The organism is Nonomuraea sp. N2-4H, assembly GCF_045291505.1.
GTDB lineage: Bacteria > Actinomycetota > Actinomycetes > Streptosporangiales > Streptosporangiaceae > Nonomuraea > Nonomuraea fastidiosa.
In genome coordinates this window covers 2,759,039-2,773,470 of sequence record NZ_CP147987.1, presented here as the reverse complement: position 1 = coordinate 2,773,470, position 14,432 = coordinate 2,759,039, and the positions used below count along the sequence as shown (strand labels likewise).

The following is a 14,432-nucleotide window of genomic DNA, read 5'->3' as shown; positions in this document are numbered from 1 at the left end:
CGCCTAGCGTACGGGGTACAGGCCGAGGATCTCGGGCTCGCCGCGCGGCAGCAGGCGCAGGACGGGCAGCCGCTCGATGCGGCGGTTGCCGGTCTCCGGGTCGATCTCGATGAGCCCGGAAGCCCCCTGCACGCCGTTGACCTTGGGAGACATCAAGTAGATGTGGTCACGGACCTTGCGGGGCGGCGGGATGGGGTTCGACAGGGCCGCGAGCCGGATCGCCCGGGCGGCGACCAGCACGGCGTCGTGGGCCATGATCGCCCAGCCGGTGCGCAGGTGGCGGGGGTCGAAGCCGACGTCCCTGAAGGTCTGCTCCAGCTTGACGAGCTGGGGCTCCGCAGGCTGCCCGGCGCCGCCGCGGAGGACGGCGGGCTCGGCCAGCGGCGAGTAGATCAGCGAGATCGGCTTCTCCTGGGAGTACAGGGCGTCCACGGCCGGCTTGTTCTCCGGGCTGTCGGTGAGCAGGCGCGCCGCGTCGGAGCCGGTCACGATGGTGACCTCGTCGTCGTGGCATTTGCGCTGGCTGAGGTACTGGATGAACGCCGGCAGGTCTTTGCCGCGCCCGCCGTACAGGATGAGGTCGGGCGAGTCATCGTCACACAGGCTGCCGACGATGAGGTCGAAGTTGATGCCGGGGTCCCGGCTGAAGGGGTTGCTGACCCGTCCGCTGCGCTTCCAGTGTTCACCGAAACGAGTCTTGAAGGCGTTGGACAGCGCTGCCGCGTAGCGGTCGTTCTCCTCGCTGTAGGTCACCATCATGGCGCTGCGTTGCTCGGCGGTGCGCTCCTCGGTGGTGCGCACGTACTGTGCCACCGCCGCCAGTTCCTCGCCGACCGTCGGGTTGACCCGCGCGAAGCCGTTGGCCTGCTTCTTGGTGATGTCGTCGGCGGTCATGACGTCGGCGATCATGGGCAGCTCGGCCTCGCTCAGCCGTCGCATGCCGTTGACCGCCTCGTCGCTGCTCAAGCCGAGCCCCACGACGGCCCTCAGCCGGTCGGGGCCGTCCACCATCTCGAGCAGGTCGTCGGTGACCTCCTGCCAGTGGGTCTGCTCGCTGTCCATGTTGGCCAGCACCATTTTGATCAGGGGTCTGCTGCCGACGAGGTTCTCGCGGTTGGCCCGGCGCAGCCCGGCGACGGCTCCCTCCAGCTCGGCGACCACCCGCCCGTCCGGGTTGGTCAGGCCGGCGGCGAACGCCACCGTGACGTACGTGCCCTCCCCGCCCGCCGTGGCGAACTCGTTCTCTGTGATCAGGGCGTTCACGACATGCTGGAACCGGGGCTCGAACGCATAGGAGTCGCTGATCCCCACGCATTCCTCGCGTCCGGCTGCGGCCACCGTGACGCGTGCCACGCCCGGCGCGCAGCGCGAGAGGTGATCGACCACCTGGAACCCGCCATAGGCCAGCAGCACCACCGCGCACACCCCTGCGACGATCCAGCCCCACCTGCGGCGGGGCGGCCTGGGCCACGGGTTCTCCTCCAGCGGCAACAGCGTCTGCGTCATCGACCCCACCTCGTGGCCAGGGCTCCGTACCGCGCCGCCTCGGCGGTCAGCGGTTCCGAGTCGTTACTGCACTTGCCGGACAGCTCGGAGAAGGCGTTCTCTATCTGCTGGTACAGAGCCGCGCGCCGGCTGTCGATCAGCGGTTCGCTGGCCACCCACAGGCCCGCCACCAGCGTCGCCACGCTGTGGGTGATCGTCGGCTCGTACCCGGCCCACCGTTTCATGCCGTTGACGTGGTCGAGCGGAGGTCCTTCGATACGCGCACGGCAGGGCGCCGCCACCACCGCCTTCAGCTCGTCCAGCCAGGTCTTCGTCGGGACGTCGGGGTGATGGAACCGCCTGGTCATCTCCTCGGTGACGTACTCGACCTCGCCGAGTGCGAGGGCGTGGTGCAGCTCGCCGGTGGTGTCGCCGTGGCTCTCGGCGTTGCCGCGCAACCAGCCGTACACGGTCGTCCAGCCGTTCTCCGCGCCGGGGTCGCGCTCGGCGAGGCGCTGGAGCAGCAGTCGCCGTACGACCGGGTGCATGACCGGGCTGCCCGTGGACGTTCCGGGCATCCACACCTCGGCGTCGGTGATGCGCTTGACGCGAACGTCCGGCAAGGGGGCTTGCCCTGCCATCTGCACCGCTTCTGCCATGTCGCGCGCCGCGGCGCAGGTGGCCAGGAGGTCCGCTTCGGCGTCGGGGAGGTCGCCCAGGAGCATGCCGCGGAGCCGTTCCCCATACGTCTGGGGCCCGCTCGCCGTCTGCGGGCTCATCTCCAGGATCCGCCGGAGGTCGATGGGGTCGGCCTGGTGCTGCGCGATGGCGCTGAGAAGCAGGGATGTGGCGCCGGCGTGGCCCTGGGTGAAGCCGTAGACGGCCATCTCGGCGTGCTTGCCGTTGCATCTGCGCAGGTCCAGGTCGCGGACCAGCTCGTGGACGTGCGCGGTCGTAAGGTCGGCGAGACGTACCGGGAACCAGTGGCCGTCGGCGTCGTCCCGCGCGTCTAAACGCTTATCGACGTCCGCGGTCTCCGTCGTGGGCAGCAGCCGGTTCGATCCGGCCACGTCGGTGGTCAGCGGGCCGCGGGTGGTGGCGGTCACCATGATGGTGTCCTGGCGCTCGCCCGCGGAGATCAGGGCGTCCAGGAACGCTCGTCCCGCCTTGGTGTCGGCGTTGTCCAGCATGATGACGCAGCGATAACCGGCCCCGCGCAGCCGTCGCCGCCGCCGGAACGCGGCGCGCAGGTCGGCGAGGAACGCCGAGAGCATGAGCTCATCGGCCTTCGCGCCGTTGCCCGCGGTGTCCCTGTCGTGGGCCCACGCGTTCAGGTCGATGAGCACGTCCAGGGGATCGTGGTCCAAGCCCCGGTCCTGATGGCGGTACCAGCTCGTACCGGGGCCGATCACCACCGGGCGGGCCCCCCGCCAGGACCTGAGCCCGATCAGCACCACGCCGAGCACGGCGTCGATCAGGTCCGAGGTGACGATCCCTTGTGTGGCCCCGGACGCCGGCGTCCCCACCGCCTGGGCGAAGAATTTCCGCAGCTCGTCGACCCGGTGATACTTCTCGAACCGTTCCTGCAGCTCCTGCCGGGCAAGGGCGCGCACCTCGTTCAGCCGGGGCTCGGCCATGGCGATCTGCCCGAGCACCAGCCTGGGGAACGCCATGCGGCCGTACGGTGCGCCGTGCCGGTTGAAGTCGATGCTGATCATGTTGAGGACGTCGCAGACGGTGTCCCTGGCCAGCTCCTCGAAATCGACCTTCGCGTACGGCAGGCGGCCGTCGAGATATTCCCCGATCCCGTTGAGCAGGGCCGTCTTGCCGCTTCCTCGAGGGCCGGTCAGCAGCAGGACCGGTCTGTCGGGCCCATGGGGGGTATCGCGCTTGGACAGCGCGTGCACCAGGGTCACCGCACCTCGCCGGCCTTTCAACCGCATGATCGACTCTCCCGCAGCGCCATTCCGTGGTGAGCATGCTACGTCCGGACTCACCTACTCCGCGGTGCTACAAGTGATATTTGTCGACCATTCGCCAATATTCATCGGCGACCGGCCTGTAATGCCGCATGTCAGTTCGAGAGCATCGTTCCGGCTGCGACTCGGCTTACTGAGCTGGCGCTATGCGCCGGCCGTCTTCTGACCGCTTCATCGGCGATGATCTTTTATCGCGTTATAAGAAATAGCTTGTTAAGTCGGTTGATGTCGCTGATGAGAGACGGAAAGTTTCCGGCAAATGCGCTCAGTGTGAATGATGCCCGTTCGGCCACCCGGGCTGCGCAGGCCCGGCGGAGTGCGTCCCCGTGTTCAGGAGAGCCCGCCTCCGCCTCGCCTTGATGATGATCAGAGTGGTCACGACGCCGGCCGCGAAGCCAACCGCCGCCCCGGCGGCGAGGGCGGGCAGCCATGTCATCACCTGCTCGGCGAAGGTCGGCTCGGTGAACTGGTCGTAGTACTCGTTCAAAGCGGGCAGGTCGTCGTCGTAGTACTGCTTGAAAGAGGGCACTGCGGGCAGGTCGTCGTGTAACGCGCCAAGCGACAAGGTCATGATCCGCATGATGGCCGTTGGTCCCCTCTGAGCGCCACACCGGGCGTTCCCGACTCACGTCGCAGAGGGTGTTCGGGCGGCAGGACTGCCGTACGCCTGGTGTGCTCACTGGCCGGGTGGGCACTCCGGCGGGATCTTGAGTACGTGGAACTCCAGCCGCAGCGACGCGTCGGCGGGAAGTGCGATCGCCCGGGCCCACGGGCTCGTCGCGAAGCAGGCGGGCAGCAGGAAGTAGCGCTGGTTGGAATGGATCAGCAGGCGCAGGCCGGTGTAGCGGTAGCGGTACATCGCGTTCGGGTCGGGAAGGACGGTCTCGGTGATTCCGGGGCCTTCCAGGAAAAGCCGCCGTGCCGCGTAGACGACCGTGCTCGGCAACATCCCAGGATCGGCCCAGTACCGGTCGGCCGCCTCCCTGCCTCGTTGCTGCGCGTACTCGGTGACCGACCACAACAGCAGGAGCAGCAGAAGCGCCCCGCAGACCGCGCGCCGTACGACCGGACGGGTGGCGGTGGTCGCCCGGCCCATGGTGAGCCTGCCGTACAGGCCGGCGCTGTAGACCAGGATGACGATGCCGGCGCCCAGGCAGAGCGGCAGGACGAAGGGCCGGAGCGCAGCCCATCCGGCCAGGCCCAGGAGTCCCGTCACGACGCCTGCGAGCCCGAGCGCGGTCGCGACCGCGATGCCCCGCATCGCGGCGGTGCGATGCCGCTCGGCGGAGCGCGTCACCCAGCCGTGCAGCGGAGGAGCGATCAGGGCCACCAGAAGAACCAGGATCAGGGGTTCGATGGCCAGCGCGACGCTGCGCAGCACGTAGTCCTGGAAGGACAGGCCCAGCATGCTCTGGTCGATGCCGAGAAGCCCGTACATGGTGTTGGCGCGTACCGCTCCGAAGTACATCATGATCGCCGCCACCAGCGTGGTCGGCGTCACGATGTGCGTGAGGATCCCCCAGATACGGGTGAAGTCCGCGCCATCGCCGCCCCCGGAAGTGCTCATGGGCGGGTGCCGCTACGTCTCGGCCGGGGCCGGATCGTCGCCGTCCACGGGCGGCGCGGGGGCCACTTCATCGGTCGGCCCTTTCTCGTCGGGCTGCTGCGTGTCTCCGTCATCGGTCTCGCCGCCCTGCTCGGTCGGAGGAGTCTCGGACTCGGAGGTCACCGTGGTCTCCGGCCCCTCGGACGGCGCTTCGGTCTCGCCGCCCGAGGGTGTCGCGCTCTCGCACTCGGGAATGGCGGCGGGGTCGGCGGCCACCGCGCAGGCGTCCCGCAGATAATCGCCCGCCTCGTATCCGAGCGCCTCCAGGCGCTTCAGAGCGGCACGAACTCGGTCCTGCTGTCCCAAGGTGGCGGCGGCGACCAATTCCGCGCGAGCACCGAGCCCTGCCACCAGCGTCCGTATGCTGGCGGGAATGGCGCCTTCGACCGCTTTCGCCTTATCGGCGTTCTCGAGCGCGAGCTCGGCATTCTTCTGCGACCGGCTGGAGAAGCCCTGGGCTCCCTGTTTCGCACTCTCGTTCGCGCGGGCCGCCGCCGCGCAGTTCAGCGCTACCGCCTTTGCGCTGTCGCTCTTTGTGCTGTTGCTGCCGCTCCTGGATTTGGCCACCCTTTCCATCCGTGGGGCCAAGCTGGCGTCGGACTTTCCCAGTCCTCGCTGACATTCCCGGCAGACCTGGGCCGTGGCATCAGGAAGGTCACCGCTGTTGTCTTCCGAGACGAGTTTGCCCCGGGGGTGATGACCGGCCGTGCTCGCGTACCCGGCCCTGCCTGCCCCGGAGCGCCGGCTCTCCGATTCCCTCACATCTGAGCGATCTGAGCCGCAGCCTGCCGTCGGCCCGGCGACCATCCCGAGCATCACCGCCACGACCAGAAAGGCCCTTGCCACCGGTCCCTCCCCCCGCTGCCCGTATCGAAGTGGAGTCATACCGCTCCGAGGTCTGGCCCATGCCGGACAAACAGCACCAACACCATGTGCTGATGCACTTTTGGTCCTTATGTCGTAGGGCCTCGCCAGGATCCGCATTCGCCCTGGTCGCGTTCGACTTCGGTGACTTTTCCCAAGATGTCACGACTTTTCATGATCTTTGTGATATTCACAACGCGAGATCCAAGAACACCCCAGAAGGGAAGCACTACGTGCGACTGTTCACCCTCGCGATCGCGCTTGCCACGGCCCTGACATCGTTACCCGCGGCCGCGGCCGCGGCCGCTCCCGCGCCTGCCGCCGCCACCGAGCTGGTCGTCAACGGCACGTTCACCAACGGCACCGCCCCTTGGTGGAACTCGGCCAACACCACGATGACCACCGACGCCGGGCGGCTGCGGGTCGGCGTGTCCGGCGGCACCGCCAACCCGTGGGACGCGATGGTGGCCCAGAATGACATCCCGCTGGCGCAGGGCAAGACGTACACGCTCTCGTTCGACGCCTCCGCCAGCACGAACGTCTCCGCGGTCACCACCGTGCAGCTCGGCGACGCCCCCTACACCAACACGCTGACGCAGCCGATCTCCCTCTCCCCCACCAGCAAGCGCTTCAGCTTCCCCTTCACCTCGACCCTGACCACCTCGGCCGGTCAGGTCACCTTCCAGCTCGGCGGCGGCGCCGCTCACACGTTCTACCTCGACAACGTGTCGCTGACCGAGGCCGGCGGGTCCTCCTCGAGCCCGATCGAGCTGACCGACGGCTTCTACGTGGATCCCGAGTCCAACCCGGCCCGCTGGGTGGGCGACAACGGCGGCGACTACAGGGCCGGCCGCATCGAGGCGGCCATCGCCTCCAAGCCGATGGCCCGCTGGTTCGGCAACTGGAACCCCGACATCAGCGCCGCCGTGTCCTCCTACGTCTCCGGCGCCGCCGCGGCCGGCAAGCTGCCCGTGCTGGTGGCGTACAACATCCCCGGCCGGGACGCCTGCGGCGGCCACTCGGGCGGTGGCGCCGGCAGCGTGGACGCGTACAAGGCGTGGATCTCCGCCTTCGCGTCCGCGATCGGTGACCGTCCCGCCGTCGTCATCATCGAGCCCGACTCGCTGGGCGACTTCGAGTGCATGGACGACAACCAGAAGCGGGACCGCGTCGGCATGCTGAGGTACGCCACCGAGCAGTTCCGCGACAAGGCGCCCAACACGTGGGCCTACCTCGACGCGGCGAACGCCGGCTGGTTCGGGGACCGGCCGGGGCAGATGGCCGAGAGGCTGCTCGAGGTGGGTGTGAGCAACGTGCGCGGTTTCGCGGTGAACGTCTCCAACTACTACACGACCTCCGAGTCGGCCGCGTACGCGTCCGCCGTGAACGCCGCGCTGGGCGGCACCGCGAAGTGGGTGATCGACACCAGCCGCAACGGCAATGGCTCCAACGGCGAGTGGTGCAACCCCGCCGGTCGCCGGCTCGGCACGCCCGCCCAGGTCGGCGGCCCCGGCGGCACGGAGATGCTGCTGTGGGTGAAGGTCCCCGGCGACTCCGACGGCGAGTGCGGCATCGCGCCGACCACCCCGGCCGGGCAGTTCAGCCCTGACATCGCCATCCGCCTCATCGACGGCGTCTGACCCACCTGGCGGTGCGGCGGCGTGGACGTTGTCCCGCCGCCGCACCGGTGTTCAGCAGCGTCGTACCAGCCGCCGGTGCACAACGAGGGCGCCGATGAGGAGCCCTGCGGCCGCGAGCACGGTGGCGAAAACGAAGGGATTCGCCGTGTGCAGGCCGGGCGCGAATCCGATCCCCACATAGACGGTGACGCCGCAGGCGCCGCCGAGCTGGTCGACCGCCCGCTGCACCCCCGAGGCGATCCCGGCGTCCTCGCCGGTGGTGCCGCTGACCGCGAGGTACTGCAGGCCGATCAGCCCGAAGCACATCCCGGCGGCGACCAGCACCATCGCCGGGATCAGCCACGCCGCTCCGGCTTCGAGTACGGCGACGAGCGCGATCGTGGCCATCGCGCCCGTGGTGAGCCCGAGTCCCGCCAGCACGCACGCCCGCACTCCCCAGCGGCCGAGCATGCGCGGAACGAGCAGGGAGGCGGCGATCGTGGCGACTCCCATGGGCAGCATCGTGAGCCCGGCCGCCAGCGGGCCGATCCAGAGGACGTCCTGCAGGTAGAACGTGAACAGCAGGAACGACGTGGACAGCGCCCCGCTGAGCAGCATGGTGGTGACGTTGGCGGTGATGCGGGCGCGGTGGGCGAAGAAGCCCCGCGGCACCAGCGGATGCGCGGAGCGGGCTTCGACGCGCAGGAACGCGCCGCCCGCCAGTGCCGCCCCGGCCAGCACCGCCGCGCTCAGCCAGGGGTTCATGCCGGGTTCGCCGGCTCTGACCACCCCGTACGCGAACAGCAGCGGGCACGCGGTGATCAGCAGCGTCCCCGGCACATCCAGCGGGCCGGATGAGCGTGCCACGGACCGGTCGGCTTCGATGAGGAGCAGGGCGGCCGCGATGACGCCCAGGATGACGGGCACGGGGAGCAGGAACGTCCACCGCCAGCCCAGCCGCGCGGTGATGACGCCGGACAGGACGAACCCGAGGACGAGCCCGCAACTGGCGACCGCGGTCCACACGCCCAGCGCCCGTGACCTGCGCGGCCCTTCGGGGAACAGCACCACGACGGTGGCCATCGCGGCCGGCAGCGCGGTGGCCTCACCGGCGCCCTGCAGGAGACGCGCCAGAACGAGGACTTCGAACGTGGGCGCCAGCCCGGCCAGCAGCGACGCCGCGCCGAAGAGGGAGGCGCCGGCCAGCAGCATGCGGCGGCGGCCCAGCAGGTCGGCCAGCCGGCCGCCGAGCATCAGCAGCCCGCCACCGGCGATGGTGTAGCCGACCACGACCCAGGTCAGGGAGTGCCCTGCGGCACTGAGGTCCCTGCCGATCGAGGGCAGGGCGATGTTGACCACGGTCACGTCGACCGCGAGAAGGAACTGCAGCATCGACATCGCGCACAGCACCAGCCATGCGCGCATGGGAGAGATCGGGCGTTGCCCGTGGGAGGAAAGCATCAAGCGCTCCGGTGCTCATGGGGGCGTCTGAGCAGCACGAAGGTGCCGCTCCGGACTGATCACGAAGCGACCGGACGTTCTCGCGCAAGGAGGGTGGTGTGCCGCGAACGTCCCGCCGCTAGCGGAGCGTCCTGGTCACCGCCGCGCACGCGGCCGAGCATGAAGCGCCTGACATGCCCGGCACCTTACCAGTGCGGCCCGCGCCGGCCCGCAACGGCCACCCGGCTCACCGGCCGTGGACAGGCTGTAGCGACAATCATGGGAAAGACTCGCCCCCGCCCTTCGGCGAGGGAGATCGGGCCACCGCACTGGCCCTGTCCCGGGCGGGGGCAAGCCGCCTGACGGCGCGCGGCCGCGTGATCGTCCGCTGATGCGAAAGGGGCGGACAGGTTCGGGGAGAGCCGCAGGACGAGATGTCGGCCGTCTGTGTCCGGCAAGGTCACGGGGGGCTCTCCGATGAGGTCGGACGTCGGGAATGAGGATCCTGCGTGTGTACCGACAGTTCACACCTGGGCGCTTGATCCTTCCCCGACAGGGGAGCATTGTCAACTACCGGGTCACACCTGGACAAATTGTGTACTCTGTGGTTCCACTGCCGGAGTGCAGATAACCCCCAAACCGGGGCGAACCGGCATGAAGGAGCGGGACTGAATGGCTACCCTGGCCGAGCGGTTGACCCAAGCCCTGGCTGCCAAGGGTTATTCCGCCCGAGAGGCGTCGAAGCGGCTGCGCGAGCAGGGCGTTGAGATGTCGCACGCCTACATCAGCCGCATCGCGAAGGGCAAGCAGACGAACGTCGGCCGGGACCGGCTGGCCGCCCTGGCACAGCTCCTCGGCGTCTCGTACGGCTGGCTCAACGGCGACGACGAACCGCCGCCGCTCAGCGCCGAAGATCAGCGGCTGGAGGCGCAGATCCGGCAGGGGGCCGAGCAGCTCGGCGTGGAGTACATCGCCGAGCGTACGGCCGGTTTGTCGGAGATCTCGCGCAGCGCGCTGCTCACGATGATCGAGGCGATGCGCCGCGCCGAAGGTCTGGACGATCCGGCACGGACCCCCGACGATGATCAACCGACGCGCTCGCAGTGACCATGGCTTGAGCGGATGGTCGATAGTCTGTCCGGGCCTCGGCGGAAAGGTTACGAATGCCGTCTCCCACGCTGCTGGCTGCCCTGGAGGCGGCGCCCATCCCGCACCCGTTCACGCTGGATGCGTTCCTTGAGCGCATCCGCGCCGAGCGGCGGCGTCCGCTCCACATGCACGACCTGCCCGCGGAGGCCGCGGGCGCGGTGACCGGGCTGTGGTTCGGCACGCGCAGGGCCGACCACATCTTCGTCGCGCCGGGCGCGTCCGGGCTGCTGCGGGTCAACATCGTGCTGCACGAGATCAGCCACATGCTGCTGACGCACGGCCGCATCGGGGGCGACGTCGAGGAGTTCATGCGCCGCATGATCGGCCCCGTCGTCGGCTGGAACGGGCGCGGCCGGTACGAGACCCAGTGGGAGCGCGACGCCGAAGAGCTCGCCACCCTCATTCTGACGCGCGCGTACACCCCGCCCGAGAGGGGCGATGAGGGCCTGCGCCGCCTGTCCAGGACCTTCGGATATGAGACGTAGGAGGCATGCGTGGGCCTGGCCGAGTGGTTAGCCATGATCCTGCTGTGGGGCGCGTCGATCTCCCGCATCCGTCCGGCGATGCGCTCGCACGAGCAGCGGATGCTGTGGGCCGCCTTCACCGGGCTGGCTCTGTCGCGGGTGTTCACCGCGCCCGCGGTGGTGACGTGGATGGACGCCGCCACCGGCACGGAGCTGGCGACGCTGCTGCGGCATCTCACCGGCCTGGCGTCGGCGACGAGCCTGCTCGCGTACGTCGAGGCGATCACCCGGCGGGGGCGGCCGTCGCGGGCCCGCTGGATCTGGCCGGCCGCCCTGCTCACGATGGGCGTCCTGGTCACCATGTTCGCCGTACGCGGTGGCCGCATCTACTGGGTGGACGGCGCGCACTCCCCCGGCGCGACGGCCGTCGAGGGCCGCGTCTATCTGGCGATGTTCGACGCCTGGCTGATGACGTGCCTGGCGTCGGCGGGCTGGATGTTCGCCGGGTACGCGCGGGTGGCGCCGCCGCTGTTGCGGCTCGGCCTGGTGCTGTCCACGATCGGCATGGCCGCCGGGGTGATCAACCGGGCGCACGTCATGACCGTCAACCTCGCCACCCTCCTCGACCCGGACACCACCTTGCGGGAGATCCCCGTCCTGGGGCGGGTGACGCTGCTGGCGTGCGTCGTCGGCATCACGGCCGGCACGTCGATTCCGGCCTGCCGGCTGGGCGTGGCCAGGCTGCGCCACCTGGCCGCGCTGCGCGAGCTGCGTCCGCTGTGGGACGCGCTGACGGCGCAGTACCCCGACCTTTCGCTGCCGTTGAAGGTGGACCTGCGCGCCCGGGTGGTGCGGCGGGTGCTGGAGATCCGCGACGGCATGCTCAACCTCACGACGGTGGCCGAGCCGCCGTCGAGCGACGACCCCGCCCGGGTGGCGCGGTGGGTCGCCGACGCCCTGGGCGCGGCTCGCGCAGGACACGAGCCGGGGGTGCCGTCCGGTCGCATCCCCGGCCCTGATTTCGCCGGTGACATGGAAAGAGAGACACAGTGGTTGCGACAGGTCGCGAAGGCGTTCAAGCAGCTCGGCAGCGGCCGCAGGTCCGCCTCGCTCGGCGCCTGACCGATGTGTTCGCCCCGATGTGGTTCGTGATGGGCCTGCCGCTGGTGGTGGGCGCGGTCACGTCGGGGTGGCCCGGGGTCGGCTGGGGCGCGCTCGCCTCCGGGTTGTGCGGTGGCGTGCCCGCGATCGTCATCTTCGGCGGGGTCCGCAAGGGGTGGTTCGGGGACTGGCACATCGGTGAGCGGTCCCAGCGGCCGAAGCTGATCGCGGTCATCGTCGCCCTCGTCGTCGTGGCGCTGGCCCTGCTGGTCGTGCTCGGGGCTCCCATGGTGATGGTGGCGTGCGTGGTCATCATGCTCGCCACGCTGGCCGTGGTCGGGCCGGTCACGCTGGCCTGGAAGATCTCCTTCCACACCGCGGTGGCGGCGGGGTCGGTGGTGATGCTCGCCTGGGTGCTTCCGTGGCCCGCCCTGGTGCTCGCCGCCGGGGCCGTGCTGGTGGGGTTGATCGGGTGGGCGCGTACGGTGCTGCGCGACCACACGCCCGCCCAGGCGGTCACGGGCGCCGTCGCGGGAGCGTCCGCCACGGCGGTCACCCTGGCCGTGATGCTGTAAGCCGCCAGTGCCCGCGTTCCGTCGAACTGTCGGTGCCGGGTGCTTGAGTGGGGGCATGCGGTACGGCATCGACGTCGCGATCCTCGGTGACCTCGCCGAGCCCGCGCACCTGGTGACCCTCGCCCGGGAGGCCGAGGCGGCCGGGTGGGAGGCCCTGCTGGTGTGGGACCATCTCGGCTTCGCCTGGGGCGTGCCGTCGGCCGACCCGTGGGTGGCGCTGGGTGCGGCGGCGCAGGCGACGTCCCGCATCAGGCTGGGCACGGCGGTGACGCCCGTGGCCGGGCACCGCCCGGAGCGGCTGGCGCAGACGGTGGCGACGTTCGACAGGCTGAGCGGCGGCCGCGCGATCCTGGGCGCCGGGCTCGGCGGCGTGGAGCGGGAGTTCACCGCCTTCGGCGCGGCGCGTCCCGGCGGGGCCGTGCTCGACGAGGCGTTAGAGGTGCTGGCCGCGCTCTGGTCCGGCGAGGAGGTGCGCCACCGGGGCGCTCACTACACCGTCGACGGGGTGCGGCTCGCGCCGCTGCCGGTGCAGCGGCCCCGGGTTCCGGTGTGGGTCGGTGGCACGGCTGCCGGCGCGCTGCGGCGCGCCGCCCGCTGGGACGGGTGGATCGTCGCGGGCGACGACCAGGACGGCCGCATGACGCTCTCCCCCGAGGCCCTGGCCGCTCAGGTCGGTGAGGTGCGGCGGCATCGGGCCGCCGACGGCGGCTTCGACGTGGCGGTCATCGGGGTGAGCGACCCCGGCTCGCCGGTCCAGGCTTACGCGGATGCGGGCGCCACGTGGTGGTTTGAGCACCTCCACGGTTACCGGGGTTCGCTGGAGCAACTGGTGCGGCGGGTCAAGGCGGGCCCGCCCGCGTGACATCCCTGCGACGCGGACCGGCGCAGCTCGATGCCTCCCCGACTGTGGTGGAGTGCGCGTTTCCAGATGCGAGGTTCAGCGACGGCGGCGGACGATCGCCCCGATCACGAAGGTGCCGATGTACGCCAGGAAGGGCATCGCCAAGATCAGCGTCATGGGGCGGAACAGGGCCTCGGTGACGGGGTTTTCGTTGATGACGTCGTACATGCCCGTGGCCAGCATGACGAGGGAGATCACGACCCCGGCCGCGAGTCCGAGAAACATGGCCATGACCGCGACGTGCACCAGCGGTCGCGGGTACCTGCGGGCGCGGGCGATCTTGTCTGCCGCCTTGCCGACCGGCGCCCAGTCCTCGCCCCTGCGCAGCATCCACACCTCGCGCAGAGCCTCCACCTCGCCCTCTCCAGGTCGGGGAGGTTCTTCTCGTTGAGCTGCGGCAGGATACGGCGGCGGCCCTCCGCGTCGTAGAGGACGACGATCAGGTCCGGCGCCCCGCGCCCCGCACCGGGGTTGATCTCGATCTCGATGCCCTGGACGTCCGGCCAGGGCGTGGCGTGGCTGCTGAACGCGTTTCTGATCGTGATCCGGTCTCCGTCGACGATCGTCGCGCTCCCGGTGCCCGCGCGCACCGCGAAGAGGATGAGGGCGGCGAACAGCGCCCCGACGGCGACGGGGACGAAGGCCGGCACGTCTTCGTCCAGAGCCAGGCGCACGACCAGCAGGACACCTGCGGCCGCGGGGGCGGCAAGGGCGGTCCACAGCCAACCGCCTGACGGATACCGGTACTCGCGGTGGAATGCGTGATCGGCGGTCACACCGGCATCGTAAACGCGGCCCGCCGGGACCCCTCCCGGATCAGCGGCGGCTCACCCCGTCGTTACAGGACCTTGTCGTTTGCGCGTTTGTGCATTCGGGAAGCAACGGATTGCCGACGTGTCTCTGCGACCTGCCGTACCTCCGTCAAGCGATCACCAGAAAGGCGGCGCAGCATGGAAGTCACCGGTATCATCTCCGCGCTCATCATCGGGGTGATCATCGGCGTTCTCGGGCGCCTGGTCGTTCCCGGACGTCAGAACATCCCGTTCTGGCTCACCATCGTGATCGGCATCGTCGCCGCCCTCATCGGCACGGCCATCGCCGCCGCGCTGGGCGTCGCCGACACCCGAGGCATCGACTGGATCGAGCTGATCATCCAGGTCGTGCTGGCGGCGGCGGGCGTGGCCGGCGCGGCCGCCCTGTACGGCAAACGCCGCACGTCATAGCGGCCGCGTTGTACGGCGCACGCCGC

Annotated in this window: 15 protein-coding genes and 1 pseudogene; 8 read left to right on the top strand and 8 right to left on the bottom strand. The window is 70.1% G+C overall.

Going from position 1 to position 14,432, the window contains the following annotated elements:
* Nucleotides 1-3: 3 nt before the first annotated feature.
* The 5 genes from WBK31_RS12520 to WBK31_RS12500 all read right to left on the bottom strand — a co-directional run bounded on the left by WBK31_RS12520 (nucleotide 4) and on the right by WBK31_RS12500 (nucleotide 5,637).
* Complete coding sequence (locus WBK31_RS12520; RefSeq protein ID WP_364069295.1) at nucleotides 4-1,506, bottom strand: hypothetical protein; 1,503 nt, start codon at nucleotides 1,504-1,506, stop codon at nucleotides 4-6.
* Entirely contained in the window at nucleotides 1,503-3,428 is a 1,926-nt protein-coding gene (locus tag WBK31_RS12515; protein ID WP_406674862.1) for an AAA family ATPase, read from the bottom strand. Before WBK31_RS12515 ends, WBK31_RS12520 begins: the two co-directional genes overlap by 4 nt.
* 301 nt (nucleotides 3,429-3,729) lie before the next feature.
* Nucleotides 3,730-4,044, bottom strand: a complete 315-nt coding sequence (locus WBK31_RS12510; protein WP_378789564.1) for a hypothetical protein — start codon at nucleotides 4,042-4,044, stop codon at nucleotides 3,730-3,732.
* A gap of 96 nt (nucleotides 4,045-4,140) precedes the next feature.
* Nucleotides 4,141-5,031 (bottom strand): hypothetical protein, encoded by an 891-nt coding sequence (locus WBK31_RS12505; RefSeq protein ID WP_378789566.1) that lies wholly within the window; start codon nucleotides 5,029-5,031, stop codon nucleotides 4,141-4,143.
* A gap of 12 nt (nucleotides 5,032-5,043) precedes the next feature.
* Nucleotides 5,044-5,637 (bottom strand): hypothetical protein, encoded by a 594-nt coding sequence (locus tag WBK31_RS12500; RefSeq protein WP_378789567.1) that lies wholly within the window; start codon nucleotides 5,635-5,637, stop codon nucleotides 5,044-5,046.
* 530 nt (nucleotides 5,638-6,167) lie between these two features.
* Here WBK31_RS12500 and WBK31_RS12495 point away from each other — a divergent pair.
* Nucleotides 6,168-7,574, top strand: coding sequence for a glycoside hydrolase family 6 protein (locus tag WBK31_RS12495; RefSeq protein ID WP_406674861.1), 1,407 nt, complete (start codon nucleotides 6,168-6,170; stop codon nucleotides 7,572-7,574).
* 51 nt (nucleotides 7,575-7,625) lie between these two features.
* Here WBK31_RS12495 and WBK31_RS12490 read toward each other — a convergent pair whose 3' ends face one another.
* Nucleotides 7,626-8,978, bottom strand: coding sequence for an MFS transporter (locus WBK31_RS12490; protein ID WP_364069285.1), 1,353 nt, complete (start codon nucleotides 8,976-8,978; stop codon nucleotides 7,626-7,628).
* Nucleotides 8,979-9,665: 687 nt separating this feature from the next.
* Here WBK31_RS12490 and WBK31_RS12485 point away from each other — a divergent pair.
* Genes WBK31_RS12485 through WBK31_RS12465 form a run of 5 tightly spaced genes read left to right on the top strand, consistent with a single transcriptional unit; the run spans nucleotide 9,666 to nucleotide 13,144 of the window.
* Entirely contained in the window at nucleotides 9,666-10,100 is a 435-nt protein-coding gene (locus tag WBK31_RS12485) for a helix-turn-helix domain-containing protein (protein WP_364069284.1), read from the top strand.
* A 56-nt stretch (nucleotides 10,101-10,156) separates the two neighbouring features.
* Nucleotides 10,157-10,627, top strand: a complete 471-nt coding sequence (locus WBK31_RS12480) for a hypothetical protein (RefSeq protein ID WP_364069282.1) — start codon at nucleotides 10,157-10,159, stop codon at nucleotides 10,625-10,627.
* Nucleotides 10,628-10,636: 9 nt separating this feature from the next.
* Nucleotides 10,637-11,728, top strand: coding sequence for an MAB_1171c family putative transporter (locus WBK31_RS12475; RefSeq protein ID WP_378789572.1), 1,092 nt, complete (start codon nucleotides 10,637-10,639; stop codon nucleotides 11,726-11,728).
* 17 nt (nucleotides 11,729-11,745) lie between these two features.
* Nucleotides 11,746-12,282: a hypothetical protein gene (locus WBK31_RS12470; RefSeq protein ID WP_406674860.1), complete on the top strand. Its 537-nt coding sequence runs from the start codon at nucleotides 11,746-11,748 to the stop codon at nucleotides 12,280-12,282.
* A gap of 55 nt (nucleotides 12,283-12,337) precedes the next feature.
* Nucleotides 12,338-13,144 carry an LLM class flavin-dependent oxidoreductase gene (locus WBK31_RS12465; protein WP_406674859.1) on the top strand — a complete coding sequence of 269 codons (807 nt, stop codon included), beginning with the start codon at nucleotides 12,338-12,340 and terminating at the stop codon, nucleotides 13,142-13,144.
* Nucleotides 13,145-13,219: 75 nt separating this feature from the next.
* Here WBK31_RS12465 and WBK31_RS12460 read toward each other — a convergent pair whose 3' ends face one another.
* Both WBK31_RS12460 and WBK31_RS12455 read right to left on the bottom strand, forming a co-directional pair.
* Nucleotides 13,220-13,537 carry a hypothetical protein gene (locus WBK31_RS12460; RefSeq protein ID WP_406675583.1) on the bottom strand — a complete coding sequence of 106 codons (318 nt, stop codon included), beginning with the start codon at nucleotides 13,535-13,537 and terminating at the stop codon, nucleotides 13,220-13,222.
* 62 nt (nucleotides 13,538-13,599) lie between these two features.
* Nucleotides 13,600-13,773: pseudogene (locus tag WBK31_RS12455) on the bottom strand (PH domain-containing protein); the annotation flags it as partial.
* Here WBK31_RS12455 and WBK31_RS12450 point away from each other — a divergent pair.
* Nucleotides 13,699-13,917, top strand: coding sequence for a hypothetical protein (locus WBK31_RS12450; protein ID WP_406675582.1), 219 nt, complete (start codon nucleotides 13,699-13,701; stop codon nucleotides 13,915-13,917). The pseudogene WBK31_RS12455 and the gene WBK31_RS12450 overlap by 75 nt on opposite strands.
* A 216-nt stretch (nucleotides 13,918-14,133) precedes the next feature.
* Nucleotides 14,134-14,406: a GlsB/YeaQ/YmgE family stress response membrane protein gene (locus WBK31_RS12445; RefSeq protein WP_364069272.1), complete on the top strand. Its 273-nt coding sequence runs from the start codon at nucleotides 14,134-14,136 to the stop codon at nucleotides 14,404-14,406.
* Nucleotides 14,407-14,432: the final 26 nt, after the last annotated feature.